We start from the raw sequence: 17401 nt of genomic DNA on the forward strand, positions 1-17401 counted from the left end.
CCCCCGGATCATCAACTTCAACAGGAGGGGGAAGTCATGCCGGGTCCGAAGGCCGGAGGCCCCATTGCGGAGCCACGAAGACGGTAACGGGGGGGAGGCTCAGACGGAGGCTTCGGCCTCCGCCCGGTGGTGCAGTTCGCGGCGCAGGGAGCGCCGCTCGGGCTTGCCGGCGGGGGTGCGCGGCACGGCGCCGAGGACCTCGACGCGCCGGATCTGCTCGTGCGGGCCGAGCCGTCCGTTGGCGGTCTCCACGATGGAGTCGAGGACGTCGAGCAGCCCGGGCGCGATCGGCTCGTGCAGCACGAGCCCGAGCCAGACGACGGCGCCGTGGACCGGGTCGGGCCAGCCGACGACGACGCAGTCGGCGACCCGGGGGTCGGCGGCGAGGACGGATTCGACGGCGGTGGGCGAGACGAGTTCGCCGTCGTAGGAGAAGACGTCGTCGAGGCGGTCGACGAGGTACAGCTCCCCGTCGGGGCCGATGCGGCCGACGTCCTGGGTGGAGAACCAGCCGTCCTCCCCGGCGGCGGGCCCGTTCTCCCCGAGGTAGCCGGCCATCAGCTGGGGCCCGCTCAGCTGCACCTCGCCGGTCTCGCCGGGGCCGAGCGGGAGGCCGGTGCCGGGGTGCACGACGCGGCAGGCGGTGCCGGGGACGGGGGTGCCCACGGAGCCGGTGCCGGAGAGGTCCTCGCCGGGCCGCTGGGAGTGGGTGAGCGGGGCGAGTTCGACCAGGCCGTACCCCTGGAGGACGGGGACGCCGAGCCGGTCGGAGAGCAGCCGGGCGTCGGCGGGGGCGAGGGCGCTGCCGCCGGAGAGGACGGCGGTGAGCCGGTCGAGGGCGGGCGGGGCGGGCAGGGGGAAGCCGGGCAGTTCGGCGGCGCCCGCGCGTTCGCCGTGGCGCAGGTCGGCGGCGAGCTGGTGCAGCCGGGCGGGCAGGCTGTAGAGGTGGGTGGCGCCGGTCCGGGCGGCCAGGGCGAGGGCGGCCGCGGGGCGCGGGGCGGGGCACAGGACCTGGCAGGCGCCCGCGAGGACGGCCGAGTTGAGGTGCATCGGCTGGTAGAGCGGCAGGTGGTTGACGATCACCGAGCCGGAGTCGAGCCGGTGGGCGGCGGCCGTCTGGGCGGCGTTGGCGAGCAGGTTGCGGTGGGTCAGCCGGACGCCCTTGGGCCGGCCGGTCGTCCCGGTGGTGAACTGCACGCACACCACGGCGTTCGGGTCGAAGGAGACGTCGGGGGAGACCTCGGAGGAGACGTCGAAGAGGGCGCCGGAGGGGGCGTCGAGCGAGACACCGGAGAGCACGCCGGACGTACGCGGCCCGGGCTGCGGGGCGCGGCCCAGGGCGACGGACAGCGGCACGGCGTCGGCGGGCACGATCCCGTCGGGCGCGTCGGTGACGACGATCTCGCGCAGCAGGGGCAGCCGGTCGGCGGTCTTGACGAGCTGCTCGGCGGCGGCGGTCGGCAGGAAGGCGATCTCGACGTCGGCCAGTTCGCAGACGCGACGCAGTCCGGCGGCCCGGATCAGGGGGTTGAGGAGGACGACGGTGTTGCCGCTGCGGATGGTGCCGTAGTAGGCGGCGGCGAAGTCCTCGTCGAGGGTGTTGGCGACCCCGACGCGGGCCCCGCGCCGACCGAGGGCGTGTTCGAGGTAGGCGGCGAACCGGTCGGCCCGCGCGTCGAGTTCGGCGAAGGTCCGCGTACCGTGGGGGGAGCGGAACGCACAGGCGGCGGGGTCGCGTTCCGCGGCCCGGCGCAGCAGTCCGTCGAGCGGCAGCTCCCTGCGGCGGGTCGGTTGCGTGCGGCGGCTGAGGCGGTAGATCGGCACGGCGCGTCCTCCTGGTCGGGCTGATCGCTGGATCTCCGGATCCCTGATCGCTGATCCCGACGCATCACGGTCCGCACCTCCGGTTGAGGACGCTTCGAAGGCCGCTCGATTCCGCCGCCGTCGAGCGTTCCTCCGGCGGTCTTCGACGCCCGGGGCGGAGCCTGCGGGCACGCGCTCCGGTGGACCCGCACGTCCGGCGCCGCCGCATCCCTCCGTCGCAAGGGAAGTCACGTGGACCAGATCGTCGAGGCCCTGCTCTCCGAGGACGCCCGCCCCGAGGACTACGGGGCGCTCGCGCTGCCGGAGGCGTACCGGGGCAACGTGGTGCTCCGGGACGAGACGGACATGTTCGCGGGAATGGCCTCGGCGGAGAAGGACCCCCGCAAGTCCCTGCACCTGCGGGAGGTGCCGACGCCGGAGCCGGGTCCGGGCGAGGCGCTGGTCGCGGTGATGGCGAGCGCGATCAACTACAACACCGTCTGGAGCTCGATCTTCGAGCCGCTGCCGACCTTCGGTTTCCTGGAGCGCTACGGCCGCCTCTCGGAGCTCACCCGCCGCCACGACCTCCCGTACCACGTGCTGGGCTCGGACCTGGCGGGGGTGGTGCTGCGCACGGGTCCCGGGGTGAACCGGTGGAAGGCGGGCGACCGGGTGGTGGCGCACTGCCTGTCGGTGGAGCTGGAGTCCGCCGACGGGCACGACGACACGATGCTCGATCCGGAGCAGCGGATCTGGGGCTTCGAGACCAACTTCGGCGGCCTGGCGGAGCTGGCCCTCGTGAAGTCCAACCAGCTGATGCCCAAGCCGGAGCACCTGACCTGGGAGGAGGCCGCGAGTCCGGGTCTGGTGAACTCCACGGCCTACCGCCAGCTGGTGTCCCGCAACGGCGCCGGGATGAAGCAGGGCGACAACGTCCTGATCTGGGGCGCCAGCGGCGGTCTGGGCTCGTACGCGACCCAGCTGGCGCTGGCCGGCGGCGCGAACCCTGTCTGTGTGGTCTCCTCCCCGGAGAAGGCGGAGATCTGCCGGGCGATGGGCGCCGAGGCGGTCGTCGACCGGAGCGCCGAGGGGTACCGGTTCTGGAAGGACGAGCGGACGCAGGACCCCGGGGAGTGGAAGCGCTTCGGCAAGCGCATCCGGGAGCTGACCGGCGGCGAGGACGTGGACATCGTCTTCGAGCACCCGGGCCGCGAGACCTTCGGCGCGTCGGTGTACGCCACCCGCAAGGGCGGCACGATCACCACGTGCGCCTCCACCTCGGGGTTCGTGCACGAGTACGACAACCGCTACCTGTGGATGTCCCTCAAACGGATCATCGGCTCGCACTTCGCGAACTACCGCGAGGCGTGGGAGGCGAACCGGCTGGTCGCCAAGGGCAGGATCCACCCCACCCTGTCGAAGGTGTACCCGCTGGAGCAGACCGGCCAGGCCGCCTACGACGTCCACCGCAACCTCCACCAGGGCAAGGTCGGCGTCCTCGCCCTCGCCCCCGAGGAGGGCCTTGGCGTACGCGACCACGAGCTGCGCGCGCGGCACCTGGAGGCGATCAACCGCTTCCGGCCCCGCTGACGGCTCCACTGACGGCTCCGACGGCGCCGACGGCTTCAAAGCCGTTGACGCCGTTAACGCCGTTAACGCCGTTAGCGACAGACCCCCCTCCACTTGCATGAACATGCATCGTTCTGCATACTCATCCCATGTCTAAGGTCCTCACCTCCCTTCCCGTCGGCGAGCGCGTCGGCATCGCCTTCTCCGGCGGACTCGACACCTCCGTCGCGGTCGCGTGGATGCGCGACAAGGGCGCCGTCCCGTGCACCTACACCGCCGACATCGGCCAGTACGACGAGCCCGACATCGCCTCGGTGCCCGGGCGCGCCCAGGCCTACGGCGCCGAGCTCGCGCGTCTGGTCGACTGCCGCGCGGCACTGGTCGAGGAGGGCCTGGCCGCGCTGACCTGCGGCGCGTTCCACATCCGCTCCGGCGGCCGCGCCTACTTCAACACCACCCCGCTCGGCCGCGCCGTCACCGGCACCCTGCTGGTCCGCGCGATGCTCGAGGACGACGTCCAGATCTGGGGCGACGGCTCGACCTTCAAGGGCAACGACATCGAGCGGTTCTACCGCTACGGCCTGCTCGCCAACCCGCACCTGCGGATCTACAAGCCCTGGCTCGACGCGGCCTTCGTGACCGAGCTCGGCGGCCGCAAGGAGATGTCGGAGTGGCTGCTGGCCCACGGCCTCCCCTACCGGGACAGCACGGAGAAGGCGTACTCCACCGACGCCAACATCTGGGGCGCCACCCACGAGGCCAAGACCCTGGAGCACCTGGACACCGGCCTGGAGACCGTCGAGCCGATCATGGGCGTCCGCTTCTGGGACCCCTCGGTCGAGATCGACACCGAGGACGTGACCATCGGCTTCGAGCAGGGCCGTCCCGTCACGATCAACGGCAAGCAGTTCGCCTCCGCCGTCGACCTGGTCATGGAGGCCAACGCCATCGGCGGCCGGCACGGCCTGGGCATGTCCGACCAGATCGAGAACCGGATCATCGAGGCCAAGAGCCGCGGCATCTACGAGGCCCCCGGCATGGCCCTGCTGCACGCCGCCTACGAGCGCCTGGTCAACGCCATCCACAACGAGGACACCCTCGCCCAGTACCACAACGAGGGCCGCCGCCTCGGCCGGCTCATGTACGAGGGCCGCTGGCTGGACCCGCAGGCCCTGATGGTCCGCGAGTCCCTCCAGCGCTGGGTCGGCGCGGCCGTCACCGGCGAGGTGACCCTGCGGCTGCGGCGCGGCGAGGACTACTCGATCCTCGACACCCAGGGCCCGGCCTTCAGCTACCACCCGGACAAGCTGTCCATGGAGCGCACCGAGGACTCGGCCTTCGGCCCGGTGGACCGCATCGGCCAGCTGACCATGCGCAACCTCGACATCGCCGACTCCCGCGCCAAGCTGGAGCAGTACGCGGTGCTCGGCCTGATCGGCAGCGGCAGCCCCGCCGTCGGCGCCGCCCAGGCGGCCGCGACCGGGCTGATCGGCACCATGCCGGAGATGCCGGAGGGCGGCGCCGAGGCCATCGCCTCGCGCGGCGAGGTCTCCGCGGACGAGGCGCTGCTGGACCGCGCCGCGATGGAGTCCGGCACCGACTAGCGGGCCCGTACCCCACGGCCCCCGACTGCCCGTCCGCGCCGCCTGTCCTCAGGCGGCGCAGGCGGGCAGTCCGCCGTGGTACTCGACCATCTCGCAGAACATCGCCTCCACGTCGAGCCGGTGTCCCGGTTCCGCGCCCCGCGCCTCCGCGTAGGCGCGGTGCAGGTTGGGCACGAGCCGCTCGGTGTCGAGGAGCTCCGCGTACGGGCCGAGGTCGGCCTCCCGCGCGGCCTCCAGCGGGGTCAGCCCCGCCGCGAGGCCCTCGGCGGCCAGCCGTTGCAGCAGGTGCAGGTAGCCGGCGGTGGCGTCGAGCAGTTCGGGGCCGCCGACCGGCCCGTGTCCGGCGACGACGGTCCGCGGGCCGAGGGCGCGCAGCCGCTCGACGGCGGCGAGGGAGCCGGAGACCGAGCCGGTCAGGCAGAACGGCGTGGCGCCGGACATCACGATGTCCCCGGTGAACAGCACCCGCTGCCGCGGCAGCCAGACCACCGTGTCCCCGACGGTGTGGGCGGTGCCCGGGTGGAGCAGTTCGACGGGGAAGTCCCCGGGGTGCAGGGTGAGCCGGTCGCGGAAGGTCAGCCCGGGCAGTTCCACGCGGACCTCCCCCCAGGGGACGTCCGGCCACAGCCGGGTCAGGTGCAGTCCGGCCAGGGCCATCTCGGCGCGCGCGGCCTCGTGGGCGACGACCAGGGCCCGGTCGGCGAAGAACCGGTTCCCGAACGTGTGGTCGCCGTGCGCATGGGTGTTCACCACGAAGCGCGGGGCGTGCGGGGTGATCCGGGCGACCGCCTCCCCCAGGGCCCGGGTACGGGCTTCGGTGGCGGCCGTGTCGACCAGTACGGGCCGGCCGCCGTCCGGGGCGATCAGCCCCGCGTTGTTCAGGCACCAGCCGCCGTCGGGCTGGAGGTAGGCCCAGACGTGCTCGGCCACCTCCTGCATCCGGGGCCCGCCGCCGTCGCCGCTCACCGTCCCCGGACCACCATGGCCGCGTTGAAGCCGCCCCGGCCCCGTGCCAGCACCAGCGCCGTGCGCAGCCGGGCGGGCCGGCGCACCTCCGTCACGAGGTCGACGGGACAGTCCGCGGCGGGCGGCCCGGCGTGCACGGTCGGCGGGATCACCCCGTCGCGCAGCGAGAGCAGGGCCGCGGCCAGGTCGAGGGAGGCGCCGCCCGCGGCGAGCCGGCCCGTCATGGTCTTGGGCGCGGTCACGGGGACCCCGTGCGCCCCGAAGATCTCCGCGAGGGCCTCGGCCTCGGCGCGGTCGGCCTCGCGCCGCCCGGCCGCGTCGGCGAAGACCACGTCCACGTCGGCGGGGGCCAGCCCGGCCTCGCGCAGGGCCAGCGCGGCGGCGTCGCGCAGCCGGGAGGGGGCGCCCGAGCCGGGCGGCGGGTCGAAGGTGGCCGCGTACCCGGCGACCTCCCCGTAGGGCCGGGCCCCGCGCTCGCGGGCGGCTTCGGCGTCCTCCAGGACGAGCAGGGCCCCGCCCTCGCCGACCACGTGCCCGCCGGCCTCCGCGGAGAAGGGCAGGTAGGCGCGCGCGGGGTCCTCGGCGGTGCTCAGCTCGCCGGAGGCCAGGTGGGCGGCCCAGCCCCAGGGGCAGAGGGAGGAGTCCATGCCGCCGGTGACGACGAGGCGGATGCCCTTGCGGAGCTGGCGGCGGGCCTGGGCCACCGCGTCGAGCCCGCCGGCCTGCTCGCTGACCAGGACGCTGTTGGGGCCGCGCATCCCGTTGCGGATGGAGATCTGGCCGCTGTTGACGGCGTAGAACCAGGCGAAGGACTGGTAGGCGCTGACGTACTGGCCGCCCTTGCTCCACAGGGCCTGGAGCTCGCGCTGGCCGAACTCGTAGCCGCCGGCCGAGCTGGCGGTGATCACCCCGGCCGCGTAGTCGGGCAGCTGGGCCGGGTCCACGCCGGCGTCGGCGAGGGCCTCGTCGGCGGCGGTGAGGGCGAGCCGGGTCACCTGGTCGGTCTGCGGCAGCAGCCGGCCGGGCAGGTGCTCGGCGGCGTCGAAGCCCTGGACCTCGCCGGCCAGCTTCGCCGGGTACTGGCCGGCGTCGAAGCGGGTGACCGGGCGGATGCCGCTCTCGCCGCGCAGGACGGCGCTCCACCAGGCCTCGGTGCCCAGGCCGTTCGGGGCGGCGACGCCGATCCCGGTGATCACGGGCGCGGCGGAGGCGGCCGCCGAAGACATCACGGGGGCGTCGGCGGTCTGCGTGCTCATGCGGCGGCTCCCAGGCGCGGGCGGGTGAGGATCATGGCGCTCTGGAAGCCGCCGAAGCCGCTGCCGACGCTGAGGACGGTGTCCGTGCGGTGCTCGCGCGCGGTCAGCGGGATGTAGTCCAGGTCGCAGCCCGGGTCGGGGTGGTGCAGGTTGGCCGTCGGCGGGACGGTGTTGTGCTCGATGGCCAGGGCGCTGGCGGCCACCTCCAGGGAGCCGATGGCGCCGAGCGAGTGCCCGATCATCGACTTGATGGAGCTGACCGGGGTGTCGTAGGCGTGCTGTCCGAGGCTGCGCTTGAAGGCGGCGGTCTCGTGCCGGTCGTTCTGCTTGGTGCCGGAGCCGTGCGCGTTGACGTAGTCGACGGCGGTGGCGGGCAGGCGGGCCTCGTCGAGGGCGACGGTGATGGCCTCGGCCATCTCGCGGCCCTCGGCCTTGAGGCCGGTCATGTGGTAGGCGTTGCCGCGGCTGGCGAAGCCGGCGATCTCGGCGTAGACGTGGGCGCCGCGGCGGCGGGCGCTCTCCAGCTCCTCCAGGACGAGGATCGCGGAGCCCTCGCCGAGGACGAACCCGTTGCGGGTGGCGTCGAAGGGCCGGGAGGCGGTCTCCGGGTGGTCGTTGCTGGGCGAGGTGGCCTTGATGGCGTCGAAGCAGGCCACGGTGATGGGGGAGATCGGGGCCTCGGTGGCGCCGGTGACCATCACGTCGGCGCTGCCCTCGCGGATCAGTTCCACGGCGTGGCCGATGGAGTCCAGGCCGGAGGTGCAGCCGGTGGAGACCATGGAGACGGGGCCCTGGGCGCCGACCCGCCAGGCCACCTCGGCCGCCATCGAGCTGGGCACGAAGTAGTCGAACAGGTGGGGCACGGCGAGGGTGTGGTCCACCTGCCAGGTGGAGCCGCCGGCGCTCACCGCGTTGTACTCGTTGTCCAGGCCGGTGGTGCAGCCCACCGCGCTGCCCAGGGTGACACCGGTGCGCGTGGGGTCCAGGGCCGCGGTGTCGAGCCCGCTGTCGCGGACCGCCTCGTCGGCGCTGACCAGCGCGAACTGGGCGGCCCGGTCGAGGCGGGCGGCCTCGGCGGGGGTGAACCCGTGGGCGAGCGGGTCGAAGTCGGCCTCGGCGGCTATCCGCGAGCGGAAGCCGGTGGCGTCGAAGAGGCTGATGGCGCGGGTCGCGGTCCGCCCGGAGGTGAGCCGGGCCCAGTACGCCTTGGTGCCCACTCCCCCGGGTGCGACCACGCCGATCCCGGTGATGACGACGCGTCGGTTCATGGGGTGTCCTTCACGGTGAGTCCTTCGTCGGTACCGGCGGCGAGCCGGGAGCGCACGGATCCGAGCAGCGCGTCGATGACGGTGGTGACGTCCGCGTCGCTGAGGCCGGGGTGCAGGGGCAGGCGCACGGTGCGGTCCACCGCCCAGTCGCAGGAGGGCAGTGCGGCCGCCGGCGGCTCTCCGTCTCCGTCGGCCGGGAACCGGTGCAGGGGCGCGTGGTGGGAGGTCGTGTAGATCTCCTGGGCCAGCAGGTCGGCGACGACCCCGTCCCTGATGGCGGGGTCGAGCTGCACCCAGTACAGGCAGTCCGTGGACTCGTGGCCCTCGGGCAGCGGCGGGGGCGTCAGCAGCCCGTCGGTGCCGGCCAGTTCGCGGTCGTAGCGGGCGGCGATCTCGCGGCGCCGCTCCACCATCTCGGGGAGGCGGCGCAGCTGGACGGAGCCGATGGCGGCGGTCAGGTCGTTGCCGGCGATGCCGCGCCCGTACTCGGGCAGGTCCGGTTCGCCGGGCAGGGTGGCGTGGCCGAAGCCGCTGGCGCGGACCAGGCCGCGGCGGGCGAGCAGGCGGGTGCGGGCGGCCCGTTCGGGGTCCTTCGCGTAGACCATGCCGCCGTCGCCGGTGACCAGGACCCGGCCGGGGTCGAAGCTCCACACGGCGAGGTCGCCGAAGGTGCCGGCGGGCAGGCCGTCGACGCGGGAGGCGACGGAGCAGGCGCCGTCCTCGATCAGGGCCAGGCCCAGTTCCCGGCAGCGTGCGGCGATGCGGACGATGTCGCCGGCGCGTCCGCCGTAGTGGAGGAAGAGGACCGCGCGGGTGCGGTCGGTGAGGGCGGCCTCGACGTCCTCCAGGGACGGGTTGAGGGTGCGGCGGTCGACGTCGCAGAAGACGGGGCGGCCGCCGCGCGCGGCCACGGCCTCGGCGGTGGCGGGCAGGCCGAGGGAGGGCAGCACGACCTCGTCGCCCTCCTGGAGGTCGAGGGTCTCGACGGCCAGGTGCAGGGCGGTCGTGCCGGAGCTGGTGAACACGACGTGGCCGGGCTCGATGCCCAGGTGCTCGGCGAAGGCCGTCTCGAAGGCCTCGGTGCGCCGTCCGCTGCCGAGCCTGCGGTCGTGGAACACCCCGGCGACCGCGTCGAGTTCCTCCGCCCCGACTTGGGGCTGAAACAAGTTGATCATGGTCGCCTCTCACGTGCGGGTGTCTCCCCGATCTTGTCGACCGGCGCTCGACGAACGATGGAGGACCGGTGGTCCGTCCCTCCCGCACCGCAGGTCCGAGACGCCTTCGAGTACCGCTCCATCGCGGTGACGGATCCTCCGCGTGCGCCACCCGTCGATTCACCGAGGAGTTCTCATGCCCGACCAGGCCCAGGAGCAGGACCAGACCAAGCGCGTCGCCGTCGTCACCGGAGCGACCAGCGGTATCGGCCTGGAAGCGGCCCGCACCCTGGCCGCGCAGGGGCACCGGGTGTTCATCGGCGCCCGCGACGCCGACAACGTGGCCCGTACCGTCAAGGAGCTCACCGCCGAGGGCCTGGAGGTCGACGGCGCGAGCGTGGACGTGCGCAGCGGCGAGGGCGTCAAGGCCTGGGTCGAGGCGGCCGTGGAGCGGTTCGGCACCATCGACGTGGTGGTCAACAACGCCGGCCGCTCGGGCGGCGGCGTCACCGCGGACATCGCCGACGAGCTCTGGTACGACGTCATCGAGACCAACCTCAACAGCGTCTTCCGGGTCACCCGCGAGGTCCTGAACACCGGTGGCATGCGCGCCAAGAACCGCGGCCGCATCATCAACATCGCCTCCACCGCGGGCAAGCAGGGCGTGGTCCTGGGCGCCCCCTACTCGGCGTCCAAGCACGGCGTGGTCGGCTTCACCAAGGCGCTGGGCAACGAGCTGGCCCCGACCGGCATCACCGTCAACGCCGTCTGCCCCGGCTACGTCGAGACGCCGATGGCCGAGCGGGTCCGCCAGGGCTACGCGGCCGCGTACGAGACCACCGAGGAGGCCGTGCTGGAGAAGTTCCAGGCCAAGATCCCCCTCGGCCGCTACTCCACCCCGCAGGAGGTCGCCGGTCTCGTGGGCTACCTGGCCTCCGACACCGCCGCGTCCATCACCTCGCAGGCCCTCAACGTCTGCGGCGGCCTCGGCAACTTCTGAGCCCGCCCGCCCGTACGCCCAGCACATCCGCACGACCCCGAATCCGAGGAGCAAGACCATGCCGCAGCCCGGCCCGCGCGAAGTGGAGCACGAGATCACGGTCTCGGCCCCGGCCGCCGCCGTGTACCGGTTGATCGCCGAGGTGCAGAACTGGCCGCGGATCTTCCCCCCGACCATCTACGTGGACCACGTCCCGCAGGGCGGGAACGAGGAGCGCATCCGGATCTGGGCCACCGCCAACGGCGAGGCCAAGAACTGGACCTCCCGCCGCACCCTGGACCCGGAGAAGCTGACGATCACCTTCCGCCAGGAGGTGCCGGCTCCCCCGGTCGCCGCGATGGGCGGCACCTGGATCATCGAGCCTCTCTCGGAGGGCGAGTCCCGGGTGCGGCTGCTGCACGACTACCGGGCCGAGGACGACGACCCGCAGAAGCTGGAGTGGATCGACCGCGCGGTCGACCGCAACTCGCGCTCGGAGCTGGCCGCGCTCAAGACCAACGTGGAGCGCGCCCACGCCACCGAGGACCTGACGTTCTCCTTCGAGGACACGGTCCGCGTCGAGGGCTCCGCGAAGGACGTCTACGACTTCGTCAACGAGGCGGACCTGTGGCCCGAGCGGCTGCCGCACGTGGCGGTCGTCCGGCTGACCGAGGACACCCCGGGCCTGCAGGAGCTGGAGATGGACACCCGGGCCAAGGACGGCTCCGTCCACACCACCAAGTCCTACCGGGTGACGTTCCCCGACGAGCGGATCGCCTACAAGCAGACGACCCTCCCGGCGCTGATGAGCCTGCACACCGGCTACTGGACGTTCGCCGAGGACGGCGAGGGCGGGCTGTCCGCCTCCTCCCAGCACACGGTGACCATCAACACCGAGAACATCGCCCGCATCCTGGGCCCCGAGGCGACGGTCGAGGACGCCAAGGCCTACATCCACACGGCCCTCAGCACCAACAGCACGGCCACCCTCAACCACGCCAAGGCCTTCGCCGAGCAGCGGGCCCGTCGATGACGGACGGGACGCCCCGGGTCTGGTTCGTCACCGGCGCCTCCAGGGGCCTGGGACGGGCCGTCACCGAGGTCGTCCTGGAGGCGGGCGACACCGTGGTGGCCACGGCCCGCCGCGTCGAGGCGCTCGACGGACTCGTCGGGCGCTTCGGCGGGCGGGTCGTCCCCATGACCCTGGACGTCACCGACCGCGCGGCGGTCTTCGCCACCGTCGCCGAGGCCGGGGAGCGGGCCGGGCGGATCGACGTCCTCCTCAACAACGCCGGCTACGGGCTGGCCGGAGCGGTGGAGGAGGTCACCGAACGGCAGGTCCGCGACCAGTTCGACGTGAACTTCCTCGGCGCCCTGTGGACCACCCAGGCCGTGCTCCCGCTGATGCGCCGCCAGGGCTCCGGCCACCTGCTCCAGATGTCCAGCATCGCGGGCGTGACCACCTACCCCAACCTGGGCATGTACTGCGCCAGCAAATGGGCCCTGGAGGCGATGGGCGAGACCCTGGCCCAGGAGGTCGCCGGCTTCGGGATCAAGGTCACCCTGATCGAGGCCGGCGAGTTCCGCACCGACTGGAGCGCGAGCTCCATGGTGCGGGCCACGCCCAAGACCGCCTACGACGCGGTGCTGGCCAAACGCCGGCACGGCCTGTCGGGCGCCTTCGCCCACCTCCAGCCCGGCGACCCGCACCGGGCCGGGGCGGCCCTCCTGAAACTCCTGGACGCCGAGGACCCCCCGCTCCGCGTCCTCCTGGGCACCACCGCGGCCGACCGCGCCCCGACGGCCCTGCGCGAACGCCTGTCCGTCTGGGAGGAGTGGGCCCCCCTGGCCCCGACGACGGACTTCCCGCCGGCCTAGGGCTCCGGGCGCTCGCCCTCGTTCACTGCCGGAGGAGTTCGCAGAAGCGGTCCAGGGCGCGGTCGGTGCGACGGCGGTCGCTGGTGGTCGTGAGGTCGAACAGCAGGCCCCGGATGACGGCCATGACCAGCGTGGGGGTCACCGTGTCGTCCGGGCCGACGGCGATGTCGCGGAAGGCGGCGCCGAGCGTGTCGAACCAGTCCGTGATCGCCTCGGCCTGGTTCGGGTAGTTCTCGGGGTGGACCAGGCCGTCGGCGTGCACCTCGAAGAACAGCCGGACGAACGCGGCACGTTCGGGTGCGCTGATCCAGGCCCAGATGCCGCGCAGGCGCTCCTCCGCGGAGGCCGCCTCCCGGGGGAGGCTCTCGGCCAGTCGCGCCCCACCGCGGCGCCGGGCCTCGGCGAGGACCGCGGACACCAGCTCCTGCTTGCTGCCGAAGTCGTAGAGCAGCATCCGCGGACTGGTGTCGAGGGCCGCGGCCAGCGGCCGCAGGCTCAACCCGGCCAGGCCGTGACCCAGTACGTAGTCGGTCGCCCGCGCCAGCGTGCGCTCCCGCCGCGCGGGATCGGGGGGTCGCCCCACGGTGGATCACCCTCTCGGTCCTGCGGATCCGAACCGGCACGAGTATATGGTACGACTGTTTCAACAATAGGGGGAGACAGTGATGCACACACTCGACCGGGCACTCGCGCTGGGCGCCGGAGGCCCCGTCGGTGCGGCCTGGACGGCCGGACTGGCCGTCGGACTGCGCCGCGGCGGGGTGGACCTCGGCGAGGCCGACCTGATCGTCGGCACGTCGACCGGCGCGATCATCGGCGCGGTGCTGGCCACCGGTCAGGACCCCGGCCGGCTCGCCACCCCCGTGCGCCCCGCCGGCTCCGACGGCACCCCGCCCCAGGTGGACCGGCGCCGGCTGGGCGAGGTGTTCGCCGTGCTCGGCGATGCCGCCTCGGACCCGGCCGGGGCATGGCGCCGGGCGGGCCGGATCGCAGTCGCCGCCGAGACCGGTCCCGAGCAGGCGCACCTCGACCGGATGCGCGCCATGGTCGGCGCGGACCGGTGGCCGGACCGGAAGCTGCTCGTCACCGCGCTGGATGCCGAGACCGGCGAGCGGGAGGTCTTCGACCGTGCGAGCGGCGCACCGCTGGCCGCCGCCGTGGCGGCGAGCACGGCCTTCCCGGGCATCTACCCGCCGATCACCGTCAACGGCCGCCGGTACATGGACGGCTCCCTGCGGTCGGCGACCCACGCCGGCCTCGCGGCCGGAGCCCGCACGCTCGTCGTCATCGACCCGCAGGCGCACCTGTTCCCCCGCGAGTTGCTCCACCAGGAGCTGGCGGGCACCGGGGCCCACACCGTGGTGACCATCGAGCCCGATCCGGCATCCGTCCGCGCCTTCGGCCCGGACATGGGCGACCGGACGGCCTGGGAGCCGGCCCACCAGGCGGGCCTCCGCCAAGCCGCCGACGCCACGGCACGGCTCCGCCTCGCATGGAAAACCGGATCCGACACGGACTGCCCGCCGCCCGCTCTACCGCCGGAGCACTAGGCCGCGGGGAGACCGGCGGCGGCGCGCAGGGCCTCGACGCGGTCGGTGCGCTCCCAGGTGAAGTCGGGGAGCTCGCGGCCGAAGTGACCGTAGGCGGCGGTCTGGGCGTAGATCGGCCGCAGCAGGTCCAGATCACGGATGATCGCGGCCGGACGCAGATCGAAGACATCACGGATCGCGTCCTCGATCTTCCGGACCTCCACCTCTTCGGTGCCGAAGGTCTCCACGAAGAGACCGACGGGCTCGGCCTTGCCGATCGCGTACGCGACCTGGACCTCGCAGCGCGCCGCCAGCCCGGCGGCGACCACGTTCTTGGCCACCCACCGCATCGCGTACGCCGCGCTGCGGTCCACCTTCGACGGGTCCTTCCCCGAGAAGGCCCCGCCACCGTGCCGCGCCATGCCCCCGTACGTATCGATGATGATCTTGCGGCCGGTCAGCCCGGCGTCACCCATCGGACCGCCGATCTCGAAACGCCCGGTCGGGTTCACGAGCAGCCGGTACCCCTCGGTGTCCAGCTTGATCCCGTCCTCCGCGAGCTGCGCGAGCACGTGCTCGACCACGTGCTCGCGTACGTCCGGGGTCAACGCATTCTCAAGGTCGATCTCGGTCGCGTGCTGCGTGGAGACCACCACCGTGTCCAGCCGGACCGGCCTGTTCCCGTCGTACTCGACGGTGACCTGGGTCTTGCCGTCCGGGCGCAGGTACGGGAGGGTCGCGTTCCGGCGGACCTCGGACAGCCGGCGCGAGAGCCGGTGCGCGAGGTGGATCGGCAGCGGCATCAGCTCGGGCGTCTCGTCGCAGGCGAAGCCGAACATCAGCCCCTGGTCGCCCGCGCCCTGCCGGTCGAACTCGTCGCCCTCGCCCTCCACCCGCCGCTCGTACGCGGTGTCGACCCCCTGGGCGATGTCCGGGGACTGCGCCCCGATGGACACCGACACACCGCAGGAGCCGCCGTCGAAGCCCTTGGCGGACGAGTCGTAGCCGATCTCCAGGATCCGCTCCCGGACGAGCTGCGCGATCGGCACGTACGCCTTGGTCGTCACCTCGCCCGCGATGTGCACCTGGCCGGTGGTGATCAGCGTCTCCACGGCCACGCGCGAGGTCGGGTCCTGGCGCAGCAGGGCGTCGAGGATCGTGTCGCTGATCTGGTCGGCGATCTTGTCGGGGTGGCCCTCGGTCACGGACTCCGAGGTGAACAGACGACGGGACATACGGCTTCCTCCTGTGTACGGCCCCGCGCACAACTCCGTGCACGGCCGAAAGGCCGACCGTCTCCGACCTCCCTGGAGCCCCACTCGAACGACAGGCCCGGCGGCGTCAGGCGATGACGTCCGTGACGCCGTCCTCACTGATCTGACGGGCGATGACAGCACCCGGCCGGGGAATCGGCGGAATCTTGCCGTCCTTCCGTTTCGCCTCGGCGTAGCCGATCGCCCGGGCCTGCGCCGTAGAGGTGCCGAGTACAGGATGTACGGGTGGATCTGATAACGACCGCGCCCTGACTTCCAGATGAACGAGCGCTCCATGAGCTGACCGACCGCGGTGTTGACGGAACGACGGCTGACCCCGAGGGCAGCGGCCGACTCGTCCTGCTTGATGGCCACCTCGCCGTTCTCGTTCATGTGCACGTAGCGACCGTTCGCGTCGACCTCGGCCAGCGCGCCGACGATCTTCCAGAACGCACCGGCCAACGCATCCACGTCCTCCGGCCCCCGTTCCAACCCTCAGCCACAGAAGGTGCGCCCCATTCGGCGTGCACGCGGTCCCGGTGCACGGGCGCCTCGCTCAGCGGCCACCAACACCAGCCACGCCGCTCCGATCACACGGCCCGCCCCCACGGCCTCGCGCCCGACAGGACGACCGTGGCGTTTCAGGGCGCGCACCGGCTTGCGGCGGTGACCACGGCGGTGATGGGCCACCGATACCCAATCACTGGCTAACTGTGCGGAACGCCCGTTCGTGCGGCAAGGCCTCGCAGTTCGGGTGTGATGCGACCGGACACGAGCAGGCCGGACACGAGGGTCTTCACAGCCGGACGGGCGTGGGTCTCCTGCGGGGCCCAGTACTCGGCCTGGAGGAGGGCACGGATGCATTCGTCGCGACGGCCCCACTGGCCGAAGGCTTTCGCTCGGTCGGTGAAGTAGAGCGCGCGTCGCTCTGTGGTGGGGAGCTCCTGGGGAGCGAGGGCGTCAGCAGCGGCGATGGCTGCCGAGGGGTCCCCGGCGGTGGTCTCCGCCGAGATCAAGTGCAGCTGTACGGTCGCCTTGCTGAACCCGCCGCTGGTGTCCCGCAGATGAGTGACAGCGCCCAGGCTCCTGGCGATGGCGGCAGCCTCGCGGGTCAGCTCCCGCATGCCGGATCGATCGCGCTGATGGGCCACGGTGTAGGCAGCGCACTGGATCAGCAGGCCTCTCTGGGCGATCCCGACCTTCCCGAGTTCACGCAGCGCCGGTTCGTCAGCAGCGTTCAGGGCCAGGGCGAGGGCCTGGTCATGCCAGCCTGCTTTGCGGGCGAGGACGGCCTGCTGACGGGCTGCCTCCGCCACTGCCACCGGTGCGCCGCCGGCGGCGGCGAACTGCCGTGCGCGGTCGGCTGCCATCCAGCCGAGTTGCGCTTCATCAAGCTTGACGAGGATCCGAGTCGCCAGGAGGTACGCCTGCGCCAGCAGGCGGAAGCTGTCGCTGGTGGACTGGTGCCCTGCCGAGATCAGGCGCGGAAGGCGCAGGGCGAGGCTGGCGTACGCGCAGTCGTCGAATTCGGCGGAGGCACGTCGCAGGTCTGCTACCAGGAGCTCCAGGGACATGTCCGCAGGAGCGCGGCCCAGTCCCAGCATCGCGTCGCGCAGCCCTGCGACGAGCGCCTCGCCGAGCTGTGCCTCCTCGGTCTTGCCCGGCAGGGACCCGGTGACGGGGGCGCCCATGGCGGCCGCCGCAGTGACCGCGAGGTTCGCGAGTAGTTGCCTTCGCGTGCGCACCGGGTCCACCCCCTCGTCGTGACCTGGGAATCCCAGGGTAGGGGCGGGCAGGTTCGGATACGGCCCAGTTGGCTGACCGGAAGGCTCCGGCTGGCCGGCCGAGGCCGGCGCAAGGCCAAGGTGCTGGGGTGGGATGCCGAGTACCTGGGCGAACCGGTGGAGAACAGAGACGTCCGTCAAGGCGGACTTCCCGCGCTCCAGCCGGGACACCTGGGCGGCCGAGTATCCGGTCAGGGAACCGAGCTTGGCCAGGGTCATGCCCTGGGTTCGGCGGGTTCGGCGGACCACCTCGCCGGGTGTTGCCGATGCGCTGGTGCTCACCTGCGGCTTACGAACTGCGTCCATGACCCTGCCCCTGTGTGTCCCAAGGCTGCGCGGCCCGCTCGGTGCCGACCCC

14 protein-coding genes are annotated in these 17401 nt (G+C 72.9%); 6 read left to right on the forward strand and 8 right to left on the reverse strand.

Annotated elements, in window-relative coordinates; translation table 11 throughout:
- Positions 1-99 precede the first annotated feature (99 nt).
- Positions 100-1824: a class I adenylate-forming enzyme family protein gene (locus tag ACFVXK_RS21940; protein ID WP_389614123.1), complete on the reverse strand. Its 1725-nt coding sequence runs from the start codon at positions 1822-1824 to the stop codon at positions 100-102.
- A 231-nt stretch (positions 1825-2055) separates the two neighbouring features.
- Between ACFVXK_RS21940 and ccrA the strand changes: the two genes are divergently transcribed.
- Positions 2056-3393, forward strand: coding sequence for a crotonyl-CoA carboxylase/reductase (gene ccrA, locus ACFVXK_RS21945; protein ID WP_389614125.1), 1338 nt, complete (start codon positions 2056-2058; stop codon positions 3391-3393).
- A gap of 128 nt (positions 3394-3521) precedes the next feature.
- Positions 3522-4976: an argininosuccinate synthase gene (gene argG, locus ACFVXK_RS21950; RefSeq protein ID WP_389614127.1), complete on the forward strand. Its 1455-nt coding sequence runs from the start codon at positions 3522-3524 to the stop codon at positions 4974-4976.
- 48 nt (positions 4977-5024) lie between these two features.
- Here the strand turns inward: argG and ACFVXK_RS21955 are convergent, their stop codons facing one another.
- The 4 genes from ACFVXK_RS21955 to ACFVXK_RS21970 are packed head-to-tail and all read right to left on the reverse strand — an operon-like array spanning position 5025 to position 9641.
- Entirely contained in the window at positions 5025-5915 is an 891-nt protein-coding gene (locus ACFVXK_RS21955; protein ID WP_389614158.1) for an MBL fold metallo-hydrolase, read from the reverse strand.
- A gap of 23 nt (positions 5916-5938) precedes the next feature.
- The gene (locus tag ACFVXK_RS21960) at positions 5939-7198 is read right to left on the reverse strand and encodes a ketosynthase chain-length factor (RefSeq protein WP_389614129.1); all 1260 of its coding nucleotides are present in this window, start codon (positions 7196-7198) and stop codon (positions 5939-5941) included.
- Complete coding sequence (locus tag ACFVXK_RS21965) at positions 7195-8466, reverse strand: beta-ketoacyl-[acyl-carrier-protein] synthase family protein (protein ID WP_389614131.1); 1272 nt, start codon at positions 8464-8466, stop codon at positions 7195-7197. The genes ACFVXK_RS21960 and ACFVXK_RS21965 overlap by 4 nt, the downstream gene beginning before the upstream one ends.
- Positions 8463-9641, reverse strand: coding sequence for a DegT/DnrJ/EryC1/StrS family aminotransferase (locus ACFVXK_RS21970; RefSeq protein WP_389614133.1), 1179 nt, complete (start codon positions 9639-9641; stop codon positions 8463-8465). Before ACFVXK_RS21970 ends, ACFVXK_RS21965 begins: the two co-directional genes overlap by 4 nt.
- Positions 9642-9816: 175 nt before the next feature.
- On the opposite strand from ACFVXK_RS21970, the gene ACFVXK_RS21975 reads away from it, so the two are divergent.
- Genes ACFVXK_RS21975 through ACFVXK_RS21985 form a run of 3 tightly spaced genes read left to right on the forward strand, consistent with a single transcriptional unit; the run spans position 9817 to position 12477 of the window.
- The gene (locus ACFVXK_RS21975) at positions 9817-10620 is read left to right on the forward strand and encodes an SDR family NAD(P)-dependent oxidoreductase (protein ID WP_389614135.1); all 804 of its coding nucleotides are present in this window, start codon (positions 9817-9819) and stop codon (positions 10618-10620) included.
- A gap of 58 nt (positions 10621-10678) precedes the next feature.
- Positions 10679-11632, forward strand: a complete 954-nt coding sequence (locus ACFVXK_RS21980; protein WP_389614137.1) for an aromatase/cyclase — start codon at positions 10679-10681, stop codon at positions 11630-11632.
- Positions 11629-12477 (forward strand): SDR family NAD(P)-dependent oxidoreductase, encoded by an 849-nt coding sequence (locus ACFVXK_RS21985; protein WP_389614138.1) that lies wholly within the window; start codon positions 11629-11631, stop codon positions 12475-12477. Before ACFVXK_RS21980 ends, ACFVXK_RS21985 begins: the two co-directional genes overlap by 4 nt.
- 22 nt (positions 12478-12499) lie before the next feature.
- Here ACFVXK_RS21985 and ACFVXK_RS21990 read toward each other — a convergent pair whose 3' ends face one another.
- Positions 12500-13060: a TetR/AcrR family transcriptional regulator gene (locus tag ACFVXK_RS21990; protein WP_389614140.1), complete on the reverse strand. Its 561-nt coding sequence runs from the start codon at positions 13058-13060 to the stop codon at positions 12500-12502.
- Positions 13061-13142: 82 nt separating this feature from the next.
- On the opposite strand from ACFVXK_RS21990, the gene ACFVXK_RS21995 reads away from it, so the two are divergent.
- Entirely contained in the window at positions 13143-14027 is an 885-nt protein-coding gene (locus tag ACFVXK_RS21995) for a patatin-like phospholipase family protein (RefSeq protein WP_389614142.1), read from the forward strand.
- Here ACFVXK_RS21995 and metK read toward each other — a convergent pair.
- Complete coding sequence (gene metK, locus ACFVXK_RS22000) at positions 14024-15241, reverse strand: methionine adenosyltransferase (protein ID WP_389614143.1); 1218 nt, start codon at positions 15239-15241, stop codon at positions 14024-14026. The genes ACFVXK_RS21995 and metK overlap by 4 nt on opposite strands.
- Before the next feature lie 725 nt (positions 15242-15966).
- Entirely contained in the window at positions 15967-17349 is a 1383-nt protein-coding gene (locus ACFVXK_RS22005; RefSeq protein ID WP_389614145.1) for a helix-turn-helix domain-containing protein, read from the reverse strand.
- Between the last annotated feature and the right edge of the window lie 52 nt (positions 17350-17401).

This window comes from Streptomyces sp. NPDC058157, from assembly GCF_042884105.1.
Classification (GTDB): Bacteria; Actinomycetota; Actinomycetes; order Streptomycetales; family Streptomycetaceae; genus Streptomyces.

Bases quoted from the DNA above. Each gene is read 5' to 3' on its own strand.
- ACFVXK_RS21975 (WP_389614135.1), top strand. From the start codon at position 9,817: ATGCCCGACCAGGCCCAGGAGCAGGACCAGACCAAGCGCGTCGCCGTC.
- ACFVXK_RS21985 (WP_389614138.1), top strand. From the start codon at position 11,629: ATGACGGACGGGACGCCCCGGGTCTGGTTCGTCACCGGCGCCTCCAGG.
- ACFVXK_RS21980 (WP_389614137.1), top strand. From the start codon at position 10,679: ATGCCGCAGCCCGGCCCGCGCGAAGTGGAGCACGAGATCACGGTCTCG.
- ACFVXK_RS21995 (WP_389614142.1), top strand. From the start codon at position 13,143: ATGCACACACTCGACCGGGCACTCGCGCTGGGCGCCGGAGGCCCCGTC.
- ACFVXK_RS22005 (WP_389614145.1), bottom strand. From the start codon at position 17,349: ATGGACGCAGTTCGTAAGCCGCAGGTGAGCACCAGCGCATCGGCAACA.
- ACFVXK_RS21960 (WP_389614129.1), bottom strand. From the start codon at position 7,198: ATGAGCACGCAGACCGCCGACGCCCCCGTGATGTCTTCGGCGGCCGCC.
- ACFVXK_RS21965 (WP_389614131.1), bottom strand. From the start codon at position 8,466: ATGAACCGACGCGTCGTCATCACCGGGATCGGCGTGGTCGCACCCGGG.
- metK (WP_389614143.1), bottom strand. From the start codon at position 15,241: ATGTCCCGTCGTCTGTTCACCTCGGAGTCCGTGACCGAGGGCCACCCC.
- ACFVXK_RS21970 (WP_389614133.1), bottom strand. From the start codon at position 9,641: ATGATCAACTTGTTTCAGCCCCAAGTCGGGGCGGAGGAACTCGACGCG.
- argG (WP_389614127.1), top strand. From the start codon at position 3,522: ATGTCTAAGGTCCTCACCTCCCTTCCCGTCGGCGAGCGCGTCGGCATC.
- ACFVXK_RS21955 (WP_389614158.1), bottom strand. From the start codon at position 5,915: ATGCAGGAGGTGGCCGAGCACGTCTGGGCCTACCTCCAGCCCGACGGC.